This window comes from Paenibacillus zeirhizosphaerae, from assembly GCF_030705605.1.
In the GTDB taxonomy this organism is placed as follows: Bacteria; Bacillota; Bacilli; order Paenibacillales; family Paenibacillaceae; genus Paenibacillus; species Paenibacillus zeirhizosphaerae.
This window is the reverse complement of sequence record NZ_JAPCKK010000001.1, coordinates 157,445-180,111: the sequence shown is the minus strand read 5'-3', so window position 1 is coordinate 180,111 and position 22,667 is coordinate 157,445. Positions and strand designations below refer to the sequence as shown.

Annotated in this window: 23 protein-coding genes; 9 read left to right on the top strand and 14 right to left on the bottom strand. The window is 49.5% G+C overall.

What is annotated here, in order from left to right; translation table 11 throughout:
- The first annotated feature begins 33 nt into the window (after positions 1–33).
- Entirely contained in the window at positions 34–465 is a 432-nt protein-coding gene (locus OIN60_RS00855) for an Lrp/AsnC family transcriptional regulator (RefSeq protein ID WP_305752973.1), read from the top strand.
- A gap of 104 nt (positions 466–569) precedes the next feature.
- Here OIN60_RS00855 and OIN60_RS00850 read toward each other — a convergent pair whose 3' ends face one another.
- Complete coding sequence (locus OIN60_RS00850) at positions 570–1,277, bottom strand: SDR family NAD(P)-dependent oxidoreductase (protein WP_305752972.1); 708 nt, start codon at positions 1,275–1,277, stop codon at positions 570–572.
- A gap of 537 nt (positions 1,278–1,814) precedes the next feature.
- Between OIN60_RS00850 and OIN60_RS00845 the strand changes: the two genes are divergently transcribed.
- A complete protein-coding gene (locus OIN60_RS00845; protein WP_305752971.1) occupies positions 1,815–2,459 on the top strand; it encodes a hypothetical protein in 645 nt (214 codons plus the stop codon).
- Between the two features lie 142 nt (positions 2,460–2,601).
- On the opposite strand, the gene OIN60_RS00840 is transcribed toward OIN60_RS00845, so the two are convergent.
- Complete coding sequence (locus OIN60_RS00840) at positions 2,602–3,186, bottom strand: NAD(P)H-dependent oxidoreductase (RefSeq protein ID WP_305752970.1); 585 nt, start codon at positions 3,184–3,186, stop codon at positions 2,602–2,604.
- A gap of 79 nt (positions 3,187–3,265) precedes the next feature.
- Positions 3,266–3,709: a MarR family winged helix-turn-helix transcriptional regulator gene (locus OIN60_RS00835; protein WP_503122961.1), complete on the bottom strand. Its 444-nt coding sequence runs from the start codon at positions 3,707–3,709 to the stop codon at positions 3,266–3,268.
- Between the two features lie 224 nt (positions 3,710–3,933).
- Between OIN60_RS00835 and OIN60_RS00830 the strand changes: the two genes are divergently transcribed.
- Positions 3,934–4,791 carry a pentapeptide repeat-containing protein gene (locus OIN60_RS00830; protein WP_305752969.1) on the top strand — a complete coding sequence of 286 codons (858 nt, stop codon included), beginning with the start codon at positions 3,934–3,936 and terminating at the stop codon, positions 4,789–4,791.
- A 285-nt stretch (positions 4,792–5,076) separates the two neighbouring features.
- Here OIN60_RS00830 and OIN60_RS00825 read toward each other — a convergent pair whose 3' ends face one another.
- The 7 genes from OIN60_RS00825 to OIN60_RS00795 all read right to left on the bottom strand — a co-directional run bounded on the left by OIN60_RS00825 (position 5,077) and on the right by OIN60_RS00795 (position 12,186).
- Complete coding sequence (locus OIN60_RS00825) at positions 5,077–6,072, bottom strand: ROK family protein (protein WP_305752968.1); 996 nt, start codon at positions 6,070–6,072, stop codon at positions 5,077–5,079.
- A gap of 37 nt (positions 6,073–6,109) precedes the next feature.
- On the bottom strand, positions 6,110–6,805 hold the full coding sequence (locus OIN60_RS00820) for a copper homeostasis protein CutC (protein WP_305752967.1): 696 nt from the start codon (positions 6,803–6,805) through the stop codon (positions 6,110–6,112).
- A 5-nt stretch (positions 6,806–6,810) separates the two neighbouring features.
- Complete coding sequence (locus tag OIN60_RS00815; protein ID WP_305752966.1) at positions 6,811–7,650, bottom strand: carbohydrate ABC transporter permease; 840 nt, start codon at positions 7,648–7,650, stop codon at positions 6,811–6,813.
- Positions 7,650–8,543 carry a carbohydrate ABC transporter permease gene (locus OIN60_RS00810; RefSeq protein ID WP_305752965.1) on the bottom strand — a complete coding sequence of 298 codons (894 nt, stop codon included), beginning with the start codon at positions 8,541–8,543 and terminating at the stop codon, positions 7,650–7,652. The genes OIN60_RS00815 and OIN60_RS00810 overlap by 1 nt, the downstream gene beginning before the upstream one ends.
- 75 nt (positions 8,544–8,618) lie before the next feature.
- Positions 8,619–9,941, bottom strand: coding sequence for an ABC transporter substrate-binding protein (locus tag OIN60_RS00805; RefSeq protein WP_305752964.1), 1,323 nt, complete (start codon positions 9,939–9,941; stop codon positions 8,619–8,621).
- Positions 9,942–9,966: 25 nt separating this feature from the next.
- Positions 9,967–10,980, bottom strand: a complete 1,014-nt coding sequence (locus OIN60_RS00800; protein WP_370872337.1) for an asparaginase — start codon at positions 10,978–10,980, stop codon at positions 9,967–9,969.
- Positions 10,981–10,995: 15 nt separating this feature from the next.
- Positions 10,996–12,186, bottom strand: coding sequence for an ROK family transcriptional regulator (locus tag OIN60_RS00795; protein ID WP_305752963.1), 1,191 nt, complete (start codon positions 12,184–12,186; stop codon positions 10,996–10,998).
- Between the two features lie 354 nt (positions 12,187–12,540).
- Between OIN60_RS00795 and OIN60_RS00790 the strand changes: the two genes are divergently transcribed.
- Positions 12,541–13,509, top strand: a complete 969-nt coding sequence (locus OIN60_RS00790; RefSeq protein WP_305752962.1) for a phosphotransferase — start codon at positions 12,541–12,543, stop codon at positions 13,507–13,509.
- Positions 13,510–14,508, top strand: a complete 999-nt coding sequence (locus tag OIN60_RS00785) for a glycosyltransferase (RefSeq protein ID WP_305752961.1) — start codon at positions 13,510–13,512, stop codon at positions 14,506–14,508.
- A 47-nt stretch (positions 14,509–14,555) separates the two neighbouring features.
- Here OIN60_RS00785 and OIN60_RS00780 read toward each other — a convergent pair whose 3' ends face one another.
- The gene (locus OIN60_RS00780) at positions 14,556–15,440 is read right to left on the bottom strand and encodes a LysR family transcriptional regulator (RefSeq protein ID WP_305752960.1); all 885 of its coding nucleotides are present in this window, start codon (positions 15,438–15,440) and stop codon (positions 14,556–14,558) included.
- A 97-nt stretch (positions 15,441–15,537) separates the two neighbouring features.
- Between OIN60_RS00780 and OIN60_RS00775 the strand changes: the two genes are divergently transcribed.
- Positions 15,538–16,443: a DMT family transporter gene (locus tag OIN60_RS00775; RefSeq protein ID WP_305752959.1), complete on the top strand. Its 906-nt coding sequence runs from the start codon at positions 15,538–15,540 to the stop codon at positions 16,441–16,443.
- Positions 16,444–16,870: 427 nt separating this feature from the next.
- On the opposite strand, the gene katA is transcribed toward OIN60_RS00775, so the two are convergent.
- The 3 genes from katA to OIN60_RS00760 form a co-directional block, all read right to left on the bottom strand.
- A complete protein-coding gene (katA, locus tag OIN60_RS00770; protein ID WP_305752958.1) occupies positions 16,871–18,325 on the bottom strand; it encodes a catalase KatA in 1,455 nt (484 codons plus the stop codon).
- Between the two features lie 322 nt (positions 18,326–18,647).
- Entirely contained in the window at positions 18,648–19,328 is a 681-nt protein-coding gene (locus tag OIN60_RS00765) for a protein kinase family protein (RefSeq protein ID WP_305752957.1), read from the bottom strand.
- Positions 19,329–19,359: 31 nt separating this feature from the next.
- On the bottom strand, positions 19,360–20,097 hold the full coding sequence (locus OIN60_RS00760; RefSeq protein WP_305752956.1) for an HAD family hydrolase: 738 nt from the start codon (positions 20,095–20,097) through the stop codon (positions 19,360–19,362).
- A gap of 286 nt (positions 20,098–20,383) precedes the next feature.
- Between OIN60_RS00760 and OIN60_RS00755 the strand changes: the two genes are divergently transcribed.
- From OIN60_RS00755 to OIN60_RS00745, 3 genes are all read left to right on the top strand, one after another.
- Positions 20,384–21,217 (top strand): hypothetical protein, encoded by an 834-nt coding sequence (locus OIN60_RS00755; RefSeq protein WP_305752955.1) that lies wholly within the window; start codon positions 20,384–20,386, stop codon positions 21,215–21,217.
- Positions 21,218–21,377: 160 nt separating this feature from the next.
- Positions 21,378–22,154 carry a threonine/serine exporter family protein gene (locus OIN60_RS00750; protein WP_305752954.1) on the top strand — a complete coding sequence of 259 codons (777 nt, stop codon included), beginning with the start codon at positions 21,378–21,380 and terminating at the stop codon, positions 22,152–22,154.
- Entirely contained in the window at positions 22,154–22,579 is a 426-nt protein-coding gene (locus OIN60_RS00745; RefSeq protein WP_305753174.1) for a threonine/serine exporter family protein, read from the top strand. Before OIN60_RS00750 ends, OIN60_RS00745 begins: the two co-directional genes overlap by 1 nt.
- Positions 22,580–22,667: the final 88 nt, after the last annotated feature.

Here is a 22,667-nt window from a genome sequence, read left to right as displayed (position 1 = left end):
CGCTTTCCACTTTCACACTGAAAGGAAATTAAGATGTTAAGCCATCAAACGATCGATGAAGTTGATTTGCGTATTCTGAAGCTCCTGCTGGAGGACGCTTCCCAATCCTACAAAACCGTCGGCCAGCTCGTGCACCTGACCGGACAGGCAGTTGGCGCCCGTGTACGAAAAATGCAGGATCTCGGTGTGATTGAAGGAACGACTCTGCGCTGGAACCCGGAAAAAATCGGCCAGACGGTGCATGCCTTTGTTACCGTTTTCCTAAGCTCCAATACGGCCCATCCCTCGTTTCAAGCATTCGCTGCACAAAGCGAACAGGTGACCGAAATGCATCGTGTAAGCGGCGAAGGCTGTTACTGGCTGCGGGTGCGCGTCGCATCGCCGCTGGAGCTGAATGATTTTCTGGATCATCTCCTGAAGTATGGAAATTACAAATTAAGCATGTCGATTGGTCAATTGAAATAGAAAAAAACCGTGCAAGCCGCAGTTGCTTTAGCTAGCTTTGCACGGTTTTATTGTTCTATCTGTTCCTTGGCGGAAGGCTGGAATTGCCATTGACCCCGCGAGTATCAGTTATCCATATATTGCTCATCTGGCTCATTTAAAGCGGCTGCCAGAATTTTCTCTGCAACAAATTCAGGCGTATCCGATGGACGGGAAGAACCTGGCGCATGCTGCGGTTGAACGCCCAGCGCGTTTTTGCCAAAATCCGTTGCGGTTGCGCGTGGGTAGACGGAAATCACCCGGATATGCTCTGCAGCCAATTCACCTCGTGCTGTATCGGAAAGCATGTTCAAAGCGGATTTGGTAGCCGCATAAGCTCCGATTCCAGGAATATTCATCTTGGAGACCACCGAACTTATATTGATGATCAGCCCTCCTCCTTGCTCCCGCATGATAGGGATCACAGCTTGCATAGCTGCTAATGGTCCCATCACATTAAGATCAAAGATTCTACGGAAGTCATCCGGATTGACATCGGCGATCGAGCTAACTACGGCTTGTCCTACGTTATTGATAACCACATCCAGACGGCCAAAATGCCGCGCCGTCTCCTCAATGACTCGTTGAACCTGCTTCGGATCGCTCACGTCAGCAGGCAGAGCCACAACGTCACTTCCCTGGCTCTTCAATTCCTCGGCGAGTTGATGAAGTACATCGGCAGATCGGGCGACTAATGCTAGTTTGGCACCAGCGGCGGCAAAGCGGCGTGCTGTAGCCAAACCGATACCAGCGGATGTTCCAGTAATAAGAACGACCTTGTCACGAATTTCCATATTAAAATCTTCCTTTCTTTGAATGAAATGAGATGTACGGTCTTTGCAATGCCTTTTGGTTGATATATCAACCCGTGTTTACTATATCGCATTCAGGTTGATGTGTCAACTAAATTATTATACTCCATGACTTATAACGAGCTATACGAAGAGGAAATGCGAATTCGCAACATGCACTGGGTACACGGAATTGCGGAGAACTACATTGCCTTTGTCGCTCCATGCCAGCTTTAAGCCCCATTTTTGATAGAATGTGATGGAAACCTCCAAATTTTTCACAGGCAGGTGTGCTTCATATAATCCTGTATCATTGTTCCACATCCTTTTGATGAATCTTTTTCTTGAACCAGCTACATTCGAAAAGCAATAGACAGCTTCGTTCCGCACCGCTAATTTGGATTTCGATCCTTATTTTCAAAAAATTATAAATCAGATATTGATTATGCCAGGATATAGATTTATTCTGTATCTAGTTTTTCCTTCTCCTAATCGATAATCATAGGAGAAGGAACGAATAGTTTTAAAGGGGGCAATAAATTGAAAAAAACAATCTATAAGAAGTGGTGGTTCTGGGTAATAATCATTTTGTTTGTTGGAGCTATAGCAAACTTAAAAACTGAAGAAACTGAAATAGTACCAAATGAAACAGTTTCAACGAGCCCTGTGTCAAATGAGCCAGAAAAACAAACGCAAGTTGAAGACACAGGTAATACGGAAAAAACCGAAAAAAATGTAGAATCTCCAAACCAATCAGAAGCTGCATCAAACTGGGTGGGTATAGGTGCAGATCTAACAGCATTTGAAGAAAAATTCGGGGCTCCAAGTAATGCTTCTGATGATCTTTTCACAAATTATAGCAATGATAAATATTCATGCATGGCTGTTGACAATAAGTGCATTAACCTCACAATTAACACTGAGGCAAGTAACATTGATGAAGCTATAGTAGAGATAAATACAATGAGTCCGACCGATGCCAAAGTAATTCAGAGATATGAACTTAAGGAAGATGATACTGATTATTTGAGAACAATCATTGTTTATCGAAGCGAGATACTTAAAAACAATTTCGAGCAATCGTTGTTTGGGGATGCTGAGCCTGGAACATTCATTGCAATTATCAAGTCTAACCAGACAGAGGGGATATTTGCTACTGTTCTCGGATTAGGTGATAATCCTTAATTGTTGTTGTCTAACAATCCGTTTCCTAAGCTGCATCAACCTAAATGCATTTATGTAAGAAGCTGTAACCAAACTTGTGACTCATACATAAAAGGCGACTCAAAATCATTTTCGCTGATTTGAGTCGCCCTGTCTTTTTATTTTATGAGAAATGGGAAGCTACGGTGTCCTCAACGTCCTGCAACATTTGCTTGTAAGCTTCTTCATCGAGATGCCCAATACCTCCGAAGAGCAAATGCCCTACGGACTCAATGCCCACGAAGTCAAAGATACCGATATCAGAAGTCATTTTCAACGCTTCTGTCATACCAGACTCATCATAATAAGGCTTTGGAGTACCTTGTGTATTGATAATAAATCCTTTCTTTCCTGTCAGCATCTTGACGACTCCCTCTTCGCCATACGCATAAGCAAACCCATAGGAGAATACACGGTCAATATATCCTTTAAGAATTGCCGGCAATCCGGTCCACCAAATTGGATAAATCAAAGTGATGACATCGGCTTCCGTGATGTAATCCTGTTCTGTTTTAATATCCTGAGGAATTTGTCCCGCCTTCATGGAAGCTGTGTCTTCGGGTTTGAGTACGGGCTGAAAGTCCAGTGCATACAAGTCACGGACAACCACTTCGTGACCGTTATTTTTCAATGTACGGACTGTGGTTTCCAATATGGAGTGGTTTAAGCTCTCCGCATGGGGGTGAGCATAGATAACAAGATGCTTCATAGATGATTACCTCCGTTTGTTTACATTTTTATTTAAAATATGAAATTATATAGATATCTATACATTCTAGCAAAAAAAATTATAACCTACGCAGCATGTTTTCTAAGGTAGATTCCAGTTGTTCTTTTTCAGAATCATCCAGACTCCCGTAAATGGCGTCGTTCAATTTTTTGGATATCGAATGAAATATGGGTTCCAATCGCCTACCCTTCTCGGTAAGCTGGATCCAGGTTACTCGGCTGTCCTCCTCGCTTTTTATCTTTTCAACATAGCCCAATTTCACCAACTTATCCGCTAAAACCGTTACCGTCGGCTGTTTTCGATGAATTCTTTCGGCTAGCTCCTTCACGGAAAGTCTGTTTTTTTGATACAGAAACACTAATATATCTCCGTGGGAAGGAGCCAAGCCTTCGATCCCGACACGCTCAAGCTCAGACACAATCATTTTATTGACAGCATCTCTGATCTTGCTAATGGTTGCGGCAGCATTGTATTTCAACATACCCGTATTATACATAGACATCTATGTATTTGCAACAGGTTATTAATTTTTTTCTCTCTGATTCTTTTTCATGGAGGATAGGCATCTCGATAAACAATGTATCTATTTTGTGATAGTATAGGACAGAGTCAACGTAAGAAAGGACCTGGAAAGGTGCCTGCCAAGCATCTTGATGAAACTTGATGATTTATTGGCCAAAATCAACTAGATTGACTTTGGAACGTATGAGACGAGGAGAATTAGAGATGAAGGACGTTTTCCACGATATAAGCCCACACACCCTGCAGGCCGACTGTGAAAGCTGCTTCGGTTTATGCTGTGTCGCGCTTCCGTTCGCGGCCTCGGCCGACTTTGCGGCCGATAAAGACGCCGGACAGCCCTGCCCCAACCTGCAATCCGATTTCCGGTGTGGCATTCATAACCACCTAAGACCGCAGGGCTTCAAGGGCTGCACCGTATTTGACTGCTTTGGAGCGGGCCAAAAGGTATCCCAATTCACCTACAAAGGAAGAGACTGGCGGAAAAAGCCCGAAGCCGCGAAGCAAATGTTTGACGTATTTCTGGTCATGCGGCAGCTCCACGAATTGCTTTGGTACCTAAATGAAGCGCAGACACTGCAGGCAGCCCGTCAAATTCATGACAAGCTGCGCGCGGCGCGAGATAAGACCGAAGCCTTCACCCGGCTTGATCCCGATTCCTTGCTGGAGCTGAATACAGCCACCCATCGTGCTGAGATCAATGCCCTGCTCCTGCAAACCAGTGAGCTCGTAAGAGATGAGGCGCTGCGACAGTATAAACCGTCACGCCGCCGCAAGAACTACGGACGTGGAGCAGATCTGATCGGAGCCAAGCTGAAAGGCGCTGACCTGAGAGGCGTAAATTTACGGGGAGCCTACTTGATTGCCGCCGATCTTAGAGACGCGGATTTAAGAGGCGCCGACCTGATCGGAGCAGACTTCCGGGACACGGACCTCCGTGGGGCCAATCTCAGTGAGAGCCTCTTTCTCACCCAATTCCAAATCAACGCCGCAAGCGGGGATAGCTCTACCAAGCTGCCCACATCGCTCACCCGCCCCGCGCATTGGAGCACCAGCACATCCTAACCCATTAACCCAAAAGAGGGCCAAGCTATCCCAAAGTTAGTTCTAATACAGAAAGATTCGTCTCCTATATAAAAAGGTCGAGAACAGGGAAACTCGCTCCTGTTCTCGACCTTTTTTACCAAATCCGGAATCGAAGAAGATTTCTCGGAATTGGCATTTTCTTCTTTTAAGTTGGCATACGCACGCAGCAGCGGAGAGAACGAAGCAATTCCGGAAAAGCGGAGCGTTCGCCTTTGGCCCGAAGGGTCAACAGCGATTGTAGGAATGCTTCGTTCTCGGAGCGCCTCATAACGTCTGCTTCAAGGCAAGATGCTCCCTCGCCCATAAGGCCGCACCAATAACACCGGCCGTTCCGCCCAGTGCAGAAGAAGCAAATGTAATCGAGCCTACTACCTTAGAGATTCCATAACGCCGGATAGCCGCGAGCATCGGATCAAGGAGCAGCGCTCCGCTCTGCGAAACACTGCCGCCAATCACGATAAGCGCGGGATTCAACAAATGGGCAAAAGTGACGATCCCGCAGCCAAGTGCCTCCCCTGCATCAGCTAGCAGCCTGATTGCAAAGTCATTTCCTGCCTTCGCGGCCACTGCTACATGCTCTGCTGTTACCCGCTCCGGCTCAACACCGTTCAGGGCAGCTATTGCCGCAGCTTCAGGTTCGCCTGCCTGAATGGCTACCCACGCCCTGCGGGCAATGGAATGCCCGGCCGTGTACATTTCCACACAGCCCCGATTGCCGCATGCGCACAGGGGTCCGCTGCGGTCAATCGTGATATGACCAAACTCGGCGGCACTATGAGTGGTTCCCTGAATCAGCCGGCCGCCGCTGATAATCCCCGCACCAATGCCCGTTGAAACAGTAATATAAATCATGTCCTGAATACCCGCCTTTTCACCCGCCATCCACTCGCCAAACGCGGCGGCATTGGCATCATTGAGGATATGGACAGGACAATGAAACCATTTCTCCAGGATAGGGCCAAGCTGCACATTATGCCAGCCTAAATTGGTAGCCAGCGAAATGATGCCTTGGTCCGGCTCCAATACGCCGGCGACAGCCACCCCAATGCCACGAATAGTTATGGAACCCGCTCCCGCCCGTGCAGACTCATCCGCTATTAATGCGTCACTTATGACGATTAGACGGCGAATCACATCATCTGCTCCCCGGTCAGCAAACGTGGGCTCCTGAATTTTAGCCACAATCCGCCCCTGCTCGTCGATCAAAGCAGCGAGCATTTTCGTGCCGCCCAGATCAATTCCCAAATATAGATTATTCATGCATTAACCTCTCTCCCGACTCCAACCTCCGTTATATTTATTGCAAGCTCTGCTTGATCCGGCGAATCGCTTCTGAAACGATCGGGCCATCCAGCCTCTGTTCCAGCCGTACTGCGCGTCCAACATGTACTTCCTCCACCCCGGTAGCAGCCAGGAAATCCGAGATATTGTCTTCATCCAAACCGCTGCCTGCAAGAATACGAATCCGGGTGCCTTCTGAGCGTTGACGCAAGCGGGCAAGCATACTCATCCCTTCTACAGCGGTGGAACACCCACCCGAAGTCAGGATGCGATCAATTTGCGGAAAATTCAACAGTGTGTTAAAGGCCTCCTCCAAGTCACGCGCCTCATCAAACGCCCGATGAAAGGTAACGGACAGGTCCTTAACCTCCCCGAGAAGAAGAGAAAGAGCTTCCGTATCAACCTGTCGATCTTCTGTTAAAACGCCCAGGACAACACCACTCACTCCCAGCTTCTCTGCGGCACGAATGTCACGAGCCATGACCTCCAGGTCTTCCTTGCTGTACCGAAAAGAACGGCTGTGCGGCCGAATCATGACACGGATGGGCAGCGACGATACCTCGACGGCCCTCTCGATCATGCCGATACTGGGCGTAAGCCCCCCTTCCGAAAGCGCGCTCACCAGCTCAATGCGGTCGGCACCGCTGTCGTTAAGCTGCAGAATATCATCAATGGAGGTTGCGATCACCTCAAGCCGTTTTTTTTCAGACAAAACCTTCACCCTTTCACCGCTCCTTGTGTAAGACCTGAAACAATGTAACGCTGTACAAATGCAAACAGAATGGCAACCGGGATCAGTGAAAGCATGCCTGCGGCACTCATCTCTCCCCAGTTCACATCAAATTTCTGAATAAATCCGTTTAAGCCGACCGGAACCGTCTTCATATCCTCGCTTACCGTGAACATAACCCCGAAGAACAAATCATTCCATGCGGCTGTAAAGGCAAAGACAAAGCTGGCGACAATACCGGGCAGCATGATGGGCAAAATGATCTGGACCACAGTGCGGAAACGGCTGCAGCCGTCCACCATGGCAGCCTCTTCAAGAGCCACCGGAATTCGCTGGAAAAACCCGGACATCGTAATGAGACAAAAAGGGATATTAATAGCCGTATACGTAATAATCAGGGAGGCCAGCTTATCCAGCAAATTCAGTTCCCCAAATACAATATAAAGCGGTACAAGCAGCACCATAATCGGAATCATCTGTGTGGCCAGGAACACGAGCAGGAAAAGCCCTTTTCCTCTAAACTGATATCTTGCTAACGCATAACCCCCGAGAATGGAAACGATCACGACCAGCAAGCCGGAGACAAGACTGACCATCGCACTATTCATAAAATACTGCAGGAAATCCGAATCCTGAAACGTTTTTGCATAGTTATCCCAGGTTAGCTTTTGCGGCCACAGCGTCAATGTGGAGCCATATATCTCCTGCCTTGTCTTCAGAGACGTTACGAACATCCAGTAGAAAGGCACCAGCGTTCCCAACAGAAACAGGGCAAGGGCGAAAAACCGGATAAGCCCGGGCATTTTTTTACGAACCCATACCGCCATTATAGATCACCCGCTTCCTTATATCTCGTTATGCGCAGAAAGACAATCGTATACATCATCAATACGATCAGCATCAGCACGCCGAGCGCCGAGGCCTGACCGAAATCAGCAGAATAACCAACCTTGTTAAAGATATAGGAAGGCAAATTATGCGAGCTGTTCGCCGGTCCGCCGTCGGTCATGATATAGATCAGATCAGCAGAGTTAAAGACCCAGATCACACGCAGCAGCAGCGTCAGGATCAGTGTGGGCTTAATATAAGGCATAATAATTTGAAACAGCTTACGCATTCTGCCTGCTCCGTCAATATCCGCTGCTTCCAGAATTTCATCCGGAACCGATTGCAGAGCGGCCAAGATCATGATGCCGAAGAAAGGCACGCCATACCAAATCATCGCGATGATGACCGGAATAATAGAAGCGTACGGAATGGCCAGAAAAGGAATGGACTTGTCGATCAGGCCAGTTTGCAGCAGAAGGTAATTGACAAGCCCTCCCCGCTCGTTAAACATCCACTTGAAAATCATGCCGATCAAAAAAGCCGAAACCGCCCAGGGCAGAAATACAACAGCCTGATACAGATTTTTCCCTTTGAACCTTGTATTTAAGGCCAATGCCAAGCCAAAACCGAGGATAAATTGCAATCCGACCGTAGCTATCACCCAAATGACAGAGTTCAGCAGAATGCGCAGCATATTGGGATCGGCAAACAATGTCCTGAAATTTTCGAAACCAGCGTAACCAATGTTATTGGGTTCAAACAGAACATAATGCATAAAGGCTAATTGAAAAGCTTTGGCAACAGGATAAGCAAAAAAAGCAAGCACAACCACGATGGCAGGCAGCAACAGCAGATATGGCTGATAGCGCCGGGCCTTCCCTTTGGATAACATCTCATCACCTTCCTACAGAAAAACGCATAACCAAGCAAAATTGGCTATGCGTTTTCATTCTCCCTCAGATCATGCTTAAGGATTTTGCTGCTTGTATTTGCTTTGCGCCTCGGTTAAATAATCGGCCAAACGGGTTACGGTATCATCAAGCGACTGGCCGCCCATGATATATTTTTGTGTCTCGGTTACCGCAAATGTGCCTGTAAAATCACCAAGTGTAGGCAGGTAGCTCGGCGGCCCCGCGAAAACAATGTTGGAATCCGCCATCGCACCCGCATAACCCGCAATCGGGCCTGAACTGAAGAACGAATCCTGCAGGGAATCCTGATAGATCGGGATGCTCGTGTTGGCTTTGCTGTATTCCAGATTGTTTTCGGGATTGCTTAAAAACTCAATAAATTTCCAGGCCTCGTCTTTATGCTCCGAATTTTCCGCGATGGAATATCCGGCGGTGTAGCCCCAGTAGATATAACGTTTGCCGTCATCCGATTTGGGCATTGGCAGCACGTTCCAGGTGCCCTCCGTCATATTTTTCTCTGCTACTGCAATGACCTCCGGCGTCTGGTTCAGAATGCCTGCCTGACCGTTCATGAAGCCCTGGACCATCTCGTTGAAGCCCCAATTGACGGACTCTGATGGCGTGTACCCGTTCAGGTAAATATCATAAAATCTCTTGAAGGCTTCCTTGGCTTCCGGTTGATACAGAATGGATTTCCCTTCCTCATCAAACCAACTGTCTGTGTGAACAGCCGCCATCACATATTCCATCGCCCGGATAATGCCGTGAGCGCCACCGCGGAAGGCGACTCCATACTGTTCTTTCGATTCATCCGTCAGTTCCTTGGCCAGGTTAAAATAGTCATCCCAGGTATCAATCGTTTCAGGCAGGCCTTTTTCCTTGAACCAATCGCTGCGGACAAATAATCCCTGCAGCAGGAAAGCGTCCGGAATCGCATACACCTGATCCTGATATTTGTTTCGTGCCTGCTTGAAAGCCTCCGTCGTTTTATCCTTCTGATCCCAACCGTCGTAATAAGGCTGCAGATTGGCAATATATCCTGCGGCCGCCAGTCCGGCGAGAGAAGTGTCATCCACGCTGATGACATCCGGGAGGGTTTTGGACGCCCCCATCATCATCCATTTGGTATGCGCGTCTTCCCACGGTACTGAAGAGTATTCCACATCGATGTTCGAATTTTCCGCTTCAAACTTCTCAATCATGCCCTCCATGAAGCTTGTGCGTTCTTCACTTGGTAAAGGATCAAGATATGAAATGACAACCTTCTCCGCGCTGTCCCCATCTGCTGCCGTGTCCTCTGTGCTTCCCCCTCCACAGCCAGCCAAAATGGAAAAAGGAAGAATAACACCTGCCAATAATGCGGATACCTGTTTTTTCATGATTCAGCCACTCCCCTAGATAGCATTAATTGGTTGTTTTAAGATGGAATACCGGTTTGTTTTGCCCAACGACCAGGCGGTTATCATTCATAATGTCAAGCGGAGCCAGCTCATACATCCGGTTAATCGTGTCCTGATTGGGATAGCCTATTTGCTCCAGAATGGAAGCTACTATAATCGGCCATTCATCCTCCGAGCCGTCCAGCACCTTCAAGGCAAAAGCCAGCCGCTCCTTCTTCAATCCGAAACAATAGACCCCTTTTGCGCCTCCCTTGGCAACAATATTGTCATCCATCAGCAGGCTAGAGCAGATGCGGTCTGTCCCCGCTACCATTTCATAATGCGCGTTCATTCTGCGCACGATTTTCTCGACAGCCAGCCGAATCGCAGCGTCTCCGATCAAATCCGGACAAGCCAGCTTCAGGAAGGCTGTAGCCAGTGAACGCAAAGGCATCGCAAATACCGGGAAGCCGCAGCCGTCTGTTCCCAAAGCGATATCTTCCTTCTTCAGGTCAGCAAGGTAGGCAAGTGTCTCCAGAATTTCCTGCTGGGCAGGATGATCAGGGCTTCCGTAGCCCTCCAGGGGATAACCCGTGGCTTTGCACAATGCCAGAATGCCGAGATGCTTTCCCGAGCAATTATGATAGATTGGACGCTTCGGTTGATGGTCACGCTGCAACTGCTCGGTTGCATACACACTTATCGGGTATGTCGGGTGGCAAATCAGGAGATTTTCCTGAATATCTGTTTTGCGCATGATGGACTCCAACGCCTCCACATGAAACGGCTCGGCACGATGGGAGCCGATCAGTATGGCACCCTCGGCCTCTGTAAAGCCAAAAGTATCATCAGCTCCGTGTTTGACGACTGGTATCGCTTGGAACGGCTTTCCTGAAGACCGCAGAAAGGTCACTGCTTCCGTATCACCGACTGAATATTTCGCACTGCCTGATTCGTCAACACCGCAAATATGTCCGGTATGTACACATTCTTCAACACCGGCACGGTACTCCCTGACCAAAACTTCCTCCATAGTCATCTCCTTTTGCCCCCCTTATTTATGGACAAGCCCGTAATCGATCTGCTGCTGTAGTACGAGTTTGGCAGCGCCAATCATTACAGACCTCTCGCCAAGCTTGGAACGAAACATTTCAAACGAGCCACTAAAGTGCTCCCCTACAAATTCCTGAAGCTTCAGCTTCACAGCCTCAAACATTTCCGGATGATCCTCGATGAACTTGCCGGTTAAAATAATGTGGTTGGGATTATAGGCGCACACCACGTTATTGATGGTGATCGCAATATAGGAGCAGGCCCGGTCAATGATGCTGCGCGCCCACGGCTCTCCCTGCTCCATATACTGGAACAGTTCCTGCAGGCTACGCACCTCCCTGATCTGGTTCGCTTCCTGCAGCAGGGCCAGGTCCGTGATATAGGTTTGCAGACAGCCCCTTTTACCGCACTCACACAGCTTTCCGTTCGGATCAATGATGGAGTGTCCGATCTCACCGGCGATGTTTCTGGAGCCGCGATAAATTTTCTGATCCATAATTAGGGCGGTCCCTAGCCCGCTGCCGATACTAACCAGAGCGGTTATACTCTCAGCCGGTATACCATCCAACGAGTGAAAAGAGCTTTCTCCCAAGGCTTTGACCTTCAGGTCATTATCCAGCACCACCGGCATGTTCAGCTTGGCTTCCAGCATCTTGACGAAAGAGATATTCCTCCAGCCAAGCTGCGCGGAGAACACTACCATACCTTGATCCGGATCAACGATACCCGGCAGTCCTACACCCGCACCTACGAATTTGGAAAGCGGAATGCCTTGTTCTGCAGCCATTTCGGTGACCATATGAACGATCAGATCAATCAAGACGTCCAATTGCTTCCCGTTCTGATCAACAACCTGCTGTTTCTCCGCAATGATGCGGCCGCTTAAATCAACCAAGGCAGCCTTCGTCAAATTCCGGTCCACTTCAATGCCAACCGTCATGATTGATTCCAGGTCCAGATCAAGCATGGTGGCCTTCCGGCCCACACCGCCAGAGATTTGATCCGTTTCTTTCACCAGACCCAGCTCGATCAGGTCGGCAACCACCCTGCCCACCGTGGCAGCGCTCATGCCCGAGAGCTTGGCAATGTCCGTGCGTGAGATCGGATGATGATGCTGGATGCTGTTAAAAGCGAGCATGCGGTTCTTCTTGCGGATGAATTCCTGATCATGCTTTTCCAAAAGCACTTGCATCTTCCCTTCCTTTTAATTAATTTCATGGTGAAACTAATTAAATAAAAAAAATCGCGTTTTACAGATATTCACTGTTGAAACTAAGTCTATTCTCCTATTTCTTCCTCTTCATTGCTTGCAACTTGATAAAAATATAGTCTCATACATGCATAATGTCAAGGAATAAATTTGTTTCATGTAAGAATACATGACATGTATTGAAACACTGCTCTTTCTCCTTCAATTTAGAAATCGCAGGAGCGCCTTAGGGATGATGTTCATTGCCACTTTCGTTCGGACCTGTGTACAATATCCTTGTGTACAAATTTCATTGAAGCTTTTATTTTCAAATTTGCAAAGTCAGGAGGCATGGAGATGCTGAAGCATTATATACTGCCGGACGGAACACTGGACTCACAGCGGATATGGAAAAGCGAAATCCTGTATACCGGCATGAACGGCAGACATGTAGAGCGTTTTTACGTGTCGCCTGCAGAGAGCTATATTTTCAAGCCTTTAACCAATGACGGACAGAAGGGCAAGGAACGCTGGGTATACGAGCACCTCCTCCCCTCCTTTCCGCCTATATACCCCAAGCTGCTGGACAAGTCTGACTCCGATGCTCCCGACACGAGCTGGATGATCTTCGAGGATCTTGGCATACTTCATCATGTCTATGACGAGGAGCTGGCTTTAAAGGTTATCCCTCACATCGTCTGGTGGCACGGACAACCAACGGAAGCCCTGCAGCAGGTTCCTTTGAAGGGACCCAAGCCACCCATTGGGGATATCACGGCAGACGTTGCAGCAAAACAGACCGAAGTGGAAACTGCTTTGTTATCCGTGGGTGTTCCAGAGCTTACCGTTCGCTCACTCTTCGAGCTATTGGAACGACAGCCCTTCACGGAAGCGACCGTACTCTGCCATGGAGATCTGCACCTTGGCAACTACACCAGGACGAAGGAGCGGTTAGTCGTGCTGGATTGGGAGCATGTTCACCTGAATTCCCGCCTTTGGGACTTGTACCATCTGATCGACATGTCCCATCCGCTGTTTCCGAAGCGTATGACGCCCTCAAGTCGTAACCGCTTATTGGATGCCTATATCGGGCAAGCGCTGCAAACTGGCACTGTACTGCATCCGTATGATTTCAAACAGGAATATTATCTGTTCGCGGCGGTCTTCTCCATCTGGATGCTGTTGCTGATCCGCTCGGATCTGGAGCGAGGTGAGGGCGTTTGGCCGCAGGAAGCACTAGCTGCGCAGCTGCGCGAAACGCTGGACAGTTTGACGCAGTGTGCAGAAGAGCTGTTCTACAATAATGAAAGCAAGGTGGTGCAATAAATGACCAAAGTCGGATTAGTGATGAGGAAAATTCAGTTTACGGAAGCTCAGGGCCCACGTATTTTTGCAGAAAGACTCCGCCAAATCGGCAGCGAGTTGGGAGTAGAGATCATCTTCATTTCACCGGAACGACACGTCAGCGGCCATGATTGGCTGCCTGGCTATGAACATGAAAAGGGTGATCTCGTCAATTATGACATTGTGCTGGACCAGTTGCACGCACAGCAGATTGAGCATGTAATCTATACTGTGTCCGGATTCACCTTTTTGAACATGTTCTTCAAGAAGACCGTGCTGTTCCCTCACAGCTTTCCCGATCCTGCGCTGACCGGCTATGAGATGATGAAGCCGTTCTACTCAATTGTGAACAAGGCGATCGTGCAGACCGATTTCCTGAAACGAGAGATGGCGGACAAATTTGGGGTCCATGACGTCACGGTCATTCCGATCGGATTTAATGAACAGCTCGTGGACAAACATTTTGATCCTTCTCGGGTTGTGCAAAACCGTATTCTGTGGATCGGCAGAGATGAAGAGAATAGACGCCCGGATCTGGTGCTGGAATATGCGCGCTGCAACCCGGACAAGGAAGTGTTTATGGTATTCGGGGGAGAAAGGTATAAAGAAAGCATGAAAAAGTACAACATTCCGCATAACGTGAAGCTTCAGTTCGCCTTATCTCAGGATGATGTATTTGCGCTCATGAATACGGCGAAGGTGTACTGGAGCTGCTCCAAATTCGATACGTTTGCGATGCCGCTGACGGAAGCCTTGGCGATGGGCAAACTTGTCGTCAAACCGGAGCATGCCTGCTATGGCCATATCGGCTCGCGTCATGCCTTCGCAGGCAATGAACAGAACTGGTTCGAGCTCGTCAATATGGCGGCAGCTTCACCCCATACCATCTCGCTGGAGAACAAGGCCTATGCGCTGGAGCGCTTCTCCAGCAAGGTGATGAAGGAAGGATACCAACGCTTTTTCGAGCAGTGGCTGGGCTGATCGTATCCACCGTTTACGACAGATTCCGGGTGGCCAGGGCGCAAGGATTATAGACGGCTCTCTTCAGGCCCGAAAAGCTCCAGCGTCGTCCGGATAAACAGCTTTACGGCCAGCGGCGCTTCCTGAAGAGACGGTAGCACCATATGAATATCCCGGTATGCTCTCGGTTCAATCCTACGGGTGGTCACATTCGGCGGCTGATATGCCTGCATCATACCGGACATGATCGCCGAACCTAGCCCCTCCTGAATCATGTTCAGCAAGGTTGTAAGGCTGGATACGACAAATTTGGGTTTAAGCGGTGTATCTGCCTGCGCGAACAGCTCATATATGGGCGTTTCAAAACCGCCCTTGCAAATGATCATGGGCCCCTGAGCCAGCTCCTCAATCCGGATGGCAGAACGTGAGGTCAGCGGATGATCATCTCGGATGACCGCGAACATCTCCTCTCGGAGCAGCGGGATCCTCTCAAATTGGTGATCCTTCATAATCGTAAAGCCGATATCGATCTGACGGGATTCCAGCCACCTATGGATCTCGTCAATCGTTCCCTCATGCAGATCAAACTGCAAATTCGGGTACTTCTCTCCGATCGTGCGAATGATCCTTGGCAGGAAATGCGCGGAGGCTGACGTAAACGTCCCAATCCGGATGACACCCACCTCCAGACCCTTCTCGGCGGCAATCTCCTGCTCCACCTTCTCAAAGCCGTTCAGAATTTCACGAAAAAGAACCAGTATGCGGCTGCCCACGTCCGTCAGGACAATCCCGTTCCGCCGGTCACGTATAATCAGCTTCACATCCAATTCATCCTCCAGCGTGGATACTGCCCTGCTGACAGCCGGCTGTGTCATATTGAGTGCCTGGCCCGCTTTGGTGAAGCTTCCGGTCTCGGCAATTTTCACAAATAACTGCAGTTGTGTATTTGTCATAACGTGAATGATATGCTCCTTATAACAAACATTCATTTTATTTATAATCAAAGTCATTGTATCATGGTAAAGCATTGTATGAAAGGAGTGATCTGTCTTGTATAAGCTGTCACGATCACGGACTGCCGTGTATCTTGCTTTTCTAATCATCATGTGGGGAGTCAACTGGCCCTTGTCCAAATTTGCACTGGAATTTACTCCTCCTCTATTGTTTGCCGGACTACGAACCTGCATTGCCGGTCTCTTATTGATTTTGATCGCACTGCCGCGCTTCCGGGAGCTGCGTTTCAGACAGAATTGGCCTGTCTATCTGACTTCCTCGCTGCTGAATATTGTCCTGTTTTACGGTTTTCAGACGATCGGACTTGGCTATGTCCCCGCTGGTCTGTTCTCCGCCATCGTGTTCCTGCAGCCTGTACTGCTCGGCATCGCAGCCTGGCTATGGCTTGGTGAAGAAATGTCCGGGAAGAAGCTGCTCGGACTGCTGCTTGGGTTCCTTGGTGTAACAGCTATCAGTATCGGCGGTTTGGCGGGTCATATCGCTCCGACGGGAATTTTACTCGCCATCGGCAGCGCCGTGACCTGGACCTTTGGAACCGTGTATATGAAGAAAACCTCCAGTCGGGTGGATATGCTCTGGATGACCGCGATCCAGATTACAATTGGCGGCATTGTGCTGCTGGCTGCGGGTGCCGCTGTGGAGAACTGGTCCGATATCCGATGGGAGCCGATATTTGTCTATGATATGCTGTTTATCTCCGTGTTCGTCATCGCCCTCGGCTGGCTCACCTTCTTCAGGCTGATCGGCTCGGGTGAGGCCAGCAAGGTGGGCTCGTTCACCTTCCTGATCCCGCTGATCGCGATCACCTGCAGCGTTCTGTTCCTGGGTGAGCACGTAACCCTGAACCTTGCCGTCGGGCTCGTTCTGATTGTACTGAGCATCCTGCTCGTCAACGGAAAACAGCGTAAATTAGCGGCTAACAGCAGTACAGCCCCATCCTGATTCGGCACCATTGTAAACGTGAAAGAGCGAGTACCTGCTCGGATTTCCGCCCAGTACTCGCTCTTTTCCCTTCATTACTCTTTAGGGATATATCCAGCTTTACCTTCTCCGCCATTTACAAGCCATGCATCACATGCGCTGGCATGAAGGACAAAAGGCCGAGAACAAGTACTCTCTGTTCTCGGCCTTTTTGCCACGTTATCCACCGCAGAGGATTGCGATGTTTTCTCGTTATTTTTAAGTAGATCCAAGCACACTGCAGCGGAGAGAACGAAGCGATTCCGGAAAAGCGAAGCGTTCGCCTTTGGCCCGGAGGGTCAACAGCGATTGTAGGAATGCTTCGTTCTCGGAGCCCTCCCAACCTGCGAAAGCAGCAGCCAAAGTGAACAATCCTCTCCTCTTTCAGAAGAACGGGAACAAGTATATATCAAACGCCTTGCGGAACAGGCAGACCAAGGGCCTGCGCCAGCCGGGTGCCGAATTCCGGCTCTGCCTTGTACCAATGGCCGATCTGACGGATTTTAATTTCATCCTTCTCCACAGGCTTCATTGCACCGGCAATATTGGCGATCAGACGGGTACGCTCGTCCTCACTCATCAGGCGGTACAGGTCACCGGCCTGGGTGTAATGATCGTCATGGTCATAACCTGTGCTTTCAGCCAGACCGGACACAGCAAATGGTGTTGTCTTATGCTCAGGCGCTTCCTTCGGTCCACCGTAACTGTTTGGCTCGTAGTACATGCCAGCTCCACCATTGCCGTCGGCTCTCATGAAGCCGTCACGCTGGTTGTTCTTCACGTCCGCAACCGGACGGTTAATCGGCAGTGTGTTGTGGTTGGCGCCTACGCGGTAGCGGTGTGCATCGGAGTATGCGAACAAGCGGCCCTGCAGCATTTTATCCGGAGAAGCCTCAATGCCGGGCACGAAATTGCCGGGAGAGAACGTAGCCTGCTCCACTTCGGCAAAATAATTCTCAGGATTTCTGTCCAGCACCATGCGACCCACTTCAATCAGCGGATAGTCTTTCTGTGACCACACTTTGGTGACATCGAACGGGTCGAAACGGTAGGTGTGCGCATCCTCCAGCGGCATAATTTGCACATACAGCTTCCATGCAGGGAAATCTCCCTTTTCAATGGCATTAAACAGGTCTTCTGTATGATAATCCGGGTTGTCACCAGCCATCTTCGCGGCTAGCTCCACATCCAGATTTTTGATTCCCTGCTCTGTTTTGAAATGGTATTTAACCCATACGCCTTCTCCTGCAGCGTTAACCCATTTGAAGGTATGGCTGCCGAACCCGTGCATATGCCGATAGGTTGCGGGAATACCACGATCCGAGAACAGGATCGTTACCTGATGCAGGGATTCAGGGGACAGAGACCAGAAATCCCACACCGCATTCGGATTTTTCAGATGGGTCTGCGGATGACGCTTTTGTGTATGAATGAAGTCCGGAAATTTAATCGCATCACGGATGAAAAACACCGGCGTGTTATTGCCTACCAGATCATAATTTCCTTCTTCTGTATAAAATTTAACGGCAAAACCGCGCGGATCGCGAACTGTATCGGCAGAACCGAGCTCACCCGCGACGGTAGAGAAACGAATAAACAGCGGCGTGCGCTTGCCAACTTCGGACAAGAAAGCAGCTTTAGTGTATTGGGACAAATCATGGGTTGCTTCAAAGTATCCATGTGCTCCTGCACCTTTGGCATGCACGACACGCTCAGGCACACGTTCACGATTAAAGTGGGCCAGCTTTTCCAAAAGGTGTACATCCTGAATCAGTACGGGCCCGCGGTGGCCTGCCGTTATAGAATTCTGATTATCCCCAACTGGAGCTCCCCAGCTTGTAGTCAAATGGTTATGATTGCTCATTAACGGAATCACCTCGTATGCTTGATATGTTCCCACTATAATTACTGCCCAGATAAAAATCAATCTTTTTTTATAATAATTCTAAAATAAGATAAAATACAAAAATATGATTTGAATATAATATGATATATATGTTGTTAATCGAACTTCATGCAATGTTCATCCCCTGTTTCCTTGACAGTTTTCTTCAAGCTGAGACAGTTTGACCTATGGAAAAAATATGAGCTGATAGAAGGTCTTCTGCCCAGTAAGGCGAGAAGACCTTCTGCAGCACCGCATTCAGCACGCGCGGAAAGCCTGTTCCATTAGCCAGATACAATCTTTATTTATTCCAGCGGGAAAAAAGCTGATTAACCCGCTCGGCAAAATCCTCGAGATTCAAGTTGGCTTTATCAAGCCTGTAGTACCAATTTTTGATCGTATCCAGAACCCAGGACGGAATTCTTGCCTCCGAAAATCCCGAATAGAATGAGTAATAGGCCCATACGAGGTGTTCCCAGCGTTTGTCGTCGCCTTCTTTAATGTACTCGGACACATCCAGCACCTTGCCGCGTCCATTCTGCAGCAGGACATTTTTAAGATGAATATCCCTGGGGTTAAGCCCCTTGGACCTCACAAATTCCCGGGCTTCTTCTACATCCTGAATGACCTGCTCGGGCACGGGAGTTCCCTGAAGCAAGCAATCCATCAGGGTGACCCCTTGCTCATAGCTGATTACAATATACCTCTCCCCTTCTCCATAAAAAACGGGAAAGAAAGGGCATCCTCGCAGCTTCTCATACACAGAAGCCTCGGCGTTCTTCTTCTCCGCGGCCAGTTCCGAATAGATCTTGAATGCATATTCCGGCATGGAATCCAGCGTGAATACGGCAGCATCTGTGCCGATGCCGATACAGTGTACACCTTCTGCATAACCGTTAATGGTAACAGGCGCATTGTCCAGAGTACCGACGACTTCAATCCGCTCTAATACGCTTTCTGCCTTTCTCCATTCCTCACTCATGTCCATCTCCTCTTTCCCGGTTTACGCCCTATTATTGTGAGACTGACAACAGAAAGCTCCTTAGCTCTTCATAGCTGGCAGCCGTTCCATACGGGGAATGCTCCGTCGTCTCTGGAGCCGCCTGACGATGGTTATACCATAGCACCTTCCAGCCTGCCGATGATGCGCCCACGACATCGTTTCGCCAGGAATCCCCCACATACCAGCACACGTCAGCATTCGTTCCCGTCCGGTCGTTCACGGCAGCGAATATACGCGGATCAGGCTTCGCATAACCTACAGCGCCCGAGATAAACATATGCTCAGGTGCCACGTGGGTCTCCAGCGCTAAGGCGCGGATTTTGTGAAGCTGGTGTTCTTCAGGACCGTTGGTAATCAGCCCGACCAGATAGCCCGCATTCGCCAAATCTTTCATTAGTTCTTTAGCCCCTGCGAAAGGCGTGATCTTATACTGGCGGTCCAAGTATTCAGCCTGCAGTCGAGTCGCCTGTTCCCAGGTCAGCTCGCTGCCGAATTCCTGCATGGCGAGCACAAAACGGCGAATACGCATGTCCTCCAGCTCCGCCGTACCCGGAGCCCTGTGCAGCAGTCCCCCCTCCGCCGAAAGCTTATCGCTATAATATCGGATGCGATGATATGCTGACTCGTACGGAAAGGAATCGTCCAGCCCTAGTATATGCTGAAGCGCGCCGCGGGTAGGCTCTAAATGATCGTACATGGTATCATCTACGTCAAAGAATACCGCCTGGTGCCATTTTTGCAATGTCATGGATTATTCGTCCCCCTGCATAAGTCTCTTTTTTGCACCTGTGCCCCCTGGCTCACATAATTTAGATTAGCTCCCGAGAATCACCGGTGTTTTTTACATTCATTTGACAAAAGCACTTCATGATACTTATCTACCATTTTTCTGCAGTTTTTATAAATTTGGTTTACAATTCGTATAATATCACGTAATTTTTAAGTTACGGTCCCGCTATCAGATCCGTTGGTCCCGCCCTCTGGGCAATCCAACGAACATAAAACGCATGTCATCAGTAAGGGAGGAAGCTTGAATGAAGCCCGGTTCTAACATTAACTACGGCTCCTTGTCGACGCTGATCCAGGAACTTATCGACTTTGAACAGGAGCTAGAAGAGAACAGGCACTCCCTCGATTTCGATCTGGGATTGATTATGGAACGCGGCCGGGGTATACGCTACATGTCCACCCCGCCGGATGTCATCCCATTCGCACGAGCAGGGGTGGACGGGCTCCAATACGGTTTTTTGACCGATTTCGGAATTATTGCCGATCCTGCGCAAGCTCCGGTAGTCTGCGTATCCCCCATGCACTGGAACGGTGTATGGCTGGTTGCCCGCAATCTTCAGGAATTCCTAAGCATTGTCTATACGGATAACAGCCCGCTTATCCATTACTATGAACATACTGACGCCTATCTGCACGATCTTGCACGGCGTCAAGCCCCTGTTTACGATGAGCGGAGGCAGATGGTGCGGGAGCTGTTCCGGACCCGCTTCGGCATTCAGCCGATTGAAGACATGGTCCGCTATATCAAGGAGTTGCGCATTACCCGCCGCAGAAGTATAGCCGTACAGACCTTGAACGGGCTCGGCGTTGTGCCGCTCTCTTCAGAGCAGCATGTTCACACCCCGTTCAGCCTGCCGGATACGCTGCTCTGGGAACGGGATGGCAAAAGAATACGGCAATTCTTCCTGAAGGCCTCGGTCGAATCCAGGCTTGCCTTTATACGGGACGCCCAGACGAAGCACCTGTTTACAGATTGCAGCCTGCGGACGTTCGTCACAGCTCAGCTTAGAACGATGGGAATGCCTGATGCGGCCGACCATCTTGATGAATCCTATTATACCGTGGTCATGGAATCCTAGCCAAAGTATCAGTATAATTTCTGTACTCTGCCGCCCACCTGTGGGCGGTTTTTTTCTGTTTTGTGCAAAACTGTTTAGTATATGCGGTTCATGCTACAATAGAGCCAGAGAAGGAACATAAAGTCGGCTGCAAGCCGGATACCGTGAAAGTGAGATCACCATGAACAACACCTTACAATATTCCAGCTATGACATCATAGAAGTGTGTCTGTTGGCCGGAAAAGTAATGCTGCAAAGCGGGGCGGAAACCTACAGAGTGGAAGATACGATGTCGCGCATCGCCGCTGCTTACGGCATTCTTCATTCGCACAGCTATGTTACTCCAACCGGCATCATATTTTCCATGGACGGTACGGAACCGGCCAAGCTGATCCGTATCGTAGAGCGGACGACCGATCTTCACAAGGTGGTTGAGGTTAACAATATATCACGCCGGATCAGCGCGGGCGAACTGTCCCCAAGGCAGGCGACCGAGCAGCTTCGACAAGTAGAGAACGGTCCGCCGGCTTATTCCCGCTGGGTGCAGCTTTTCTCCGCCGCGGCAGCCAGCGGCTGTTTCATGATCATGTTCCAAGGGATATGGCCTGACTTCCCGGCCGCCTTTATCTGCGGAGCTATCGGTTTTGCAGCGGTACAGTATTTTCACCGGCTCGTTCAGGTGAGATTTTTCGCCGAATTTTCTGCCGCTTTTCTGGTGGGCCTAGCCGCCTCGCTGTTTGTTACCATCGGCTTCGGGCACCAATTGGACACCATTGTGATCGGCTCTGTGATGCCGCTGGTGCCCGGTCTGCTGATCACAAACGCCATAAGGGACTTGATGGCAGGCCACCTCGTCTCCGGGCTGTCCAAAGGGGCGGATGCTTTTCTAACTTCTTTTGCCATTGGAGCCGGCGTCGCCGTCATCTTTTCCATCTGGTGGAGCGGAGGTATGCTTTGATTCTGGAACAGCTTGTTACGAGCTTCATTGCTTCTGCCGCATTCGGCATTCTGTTCCATGCGCCCCGCAGGTCGCTGGCGCTTTGCGGTTTTGTCGGTATGCTGGGGTGGTCGGTCTACTTCTGCACCGTGGATCGCTGGGATACCCTGCTCGCGACGTTTGCCGCCACTTTTATGATCGGGGTTTTCAGTCAGGCATTTGCAAGATTGTATAAGATGCCCGTCATCATCTTCAGTGTGGCAGGCATGATTCCGCTGGTGCCCGGCGGCATCGCCTATGACGCGATGCGCAGCTTTGTGGAACATCATTATGCCGGAGCCATCGAGCTTGCCGCACAGGCGCTCATGATCTCCGGCTCCATTGCCGTCGGTCTTGTTGCTTCCGAAGTATTTAACCAGATGCTGCAGCGGGTAAAGAGAATATGATGTGGAAATTGGGTACCAGTCAACAACAAGAAGCCGCCATCCTGTGAACCCTGTATGCTAATCAATAATGTCTAACAGGAGGATGTAT

Bases quoted from the DNA above. Each gene is read 5' to 3' on its own strand.
- OIN60_RS00855 (WP_305752973.1), top strand. From the start codon at position 34: ATGTTAAGCCATCAAACGATCGATGAAGTTGATTTGCGTATTCTGAAG.
- OIN60_RS00850 (WP_305752972.1), bottom strand. From the start codon at position 1,277: ATGGAAATTCGTGACAAGGTCGTTCTTATTACTGGAACATCCGCTGGT.
- OIN60_RS00840 (WP_305752970.1), bottom strand. From the start codon at position 3,186: ATGAAGCATCTTGTTATCTATGCTCACCCCCATGCGGAGAGCTTAAAC.
- OIN60_RS00835 (WP_503122961.1), bottom strand. From the start codon at position 3,709: ATGTCTATGTATAATACGGGTATGTTGAAATACAATGCTGCCGCAACC.
- OIN60_RS00830 (WP_305752969.1), top strand. From the start codon at position 3,934: ATGAAGGACGTTTTCCACGATATAAGCCCACACACCCTGCAGGCCGAC.
- OIN60_RS00825 (WP_305752968.1), bottom strand. From the start codon at position 6,072: ATGAATAATCTATATTTGGGAATTGATCTGGGCGGCACGAAAATGCTC.
- OIN60_RS00815 (WP_305752966.1), bottom strand. From the start codon at position 7,650: ATGGCGGTATGGGTTCGTAAAAAAATGCCCGGGCTTATCCGGTTTTTC.
- OIN60_RS00810 (WP_305752965.1), bottom strand. From the start codon at position 8,543: ATGTTATCCAAAGGGAAGGCCCGGCGCTATCAGCCATATCTGCTGTTG.
- OIN60_RS00805 (WP_305752964.1), bottom strand. From the start codon at position 9,941: ATGAAAAAACAGGTATCCGCATTATTGGCAGGTGTTATTCTTCCTTTT.
- OIN60_RS00800 (WP_370872337.1), bottom strand. From the start codon at position 10,980: ATGACTATGGAGGAAGTTTTGGTCAGGGAGTACCGTGCCGGTGTTGAA.
- OIN60_RS00795 (WP_305752963.1), bottom strand. From the start codon at position 12,186: ATGCAAGTGCTTTTGGAAAAGCATGATCAGGAATTCATCCGCAAGAAG.
- OIN60_RS00790 (WP_305752962.1), top strand. From the start codon at position 12,541: ATGCTGAAGCATTATATACTGCCGGACGGAACACTGGACTCACAGCGG.
- OIN60_RS00785 (WP_305752961.1), top strand. From the start codon at position 13,510: ATGACCAAAGTCGGATTAGTGATGAGGAAAATTCAGTTTACGGAAGCT.
- OIN60_RS00780 (WP_305752960.1), bottom strand. From the start codon at position 15,440: ATGACAAATACACAACTGCAGTTATTTGTGAAAATTGCCGAGACCGGA.
- katA (WP_305752958.1), bottom strand. From the start codon at position 18,325: ATGAGCAATCATAACCATTTGACTACAAGCTGGGGAGCTCCAGTTGGG.
- OIN60_RS00765 (WP_305752957.1), bottom strand. From the start codon at position 19,328: ATGAGTGAGGAATGGAGAAAGGCAGAAAGCGTATTAGAGCGGATTGAA.
- OIN60_RS00760 (WP_305752956.1), bottom strand. From the start codon at position 20,097: ATGACATTGCAAAAATGGCACCAGGCGGTATTCTTTGACGTAGATGAT.
- OIN60_RS00755 (WP_305752955.1), top strand. From the start codon at position 20,384: ATGAAGCCCGGTTCTAACATTAACTACGGCTCCTTGTCGACGCTGATC.
- OIN60_RS00750 (WP_305752954.1), top strand. From the start codon at position 21,378: ATGAACAACACCTTACAATATTCCAGCTATGACATCATAGAAGTGTGT.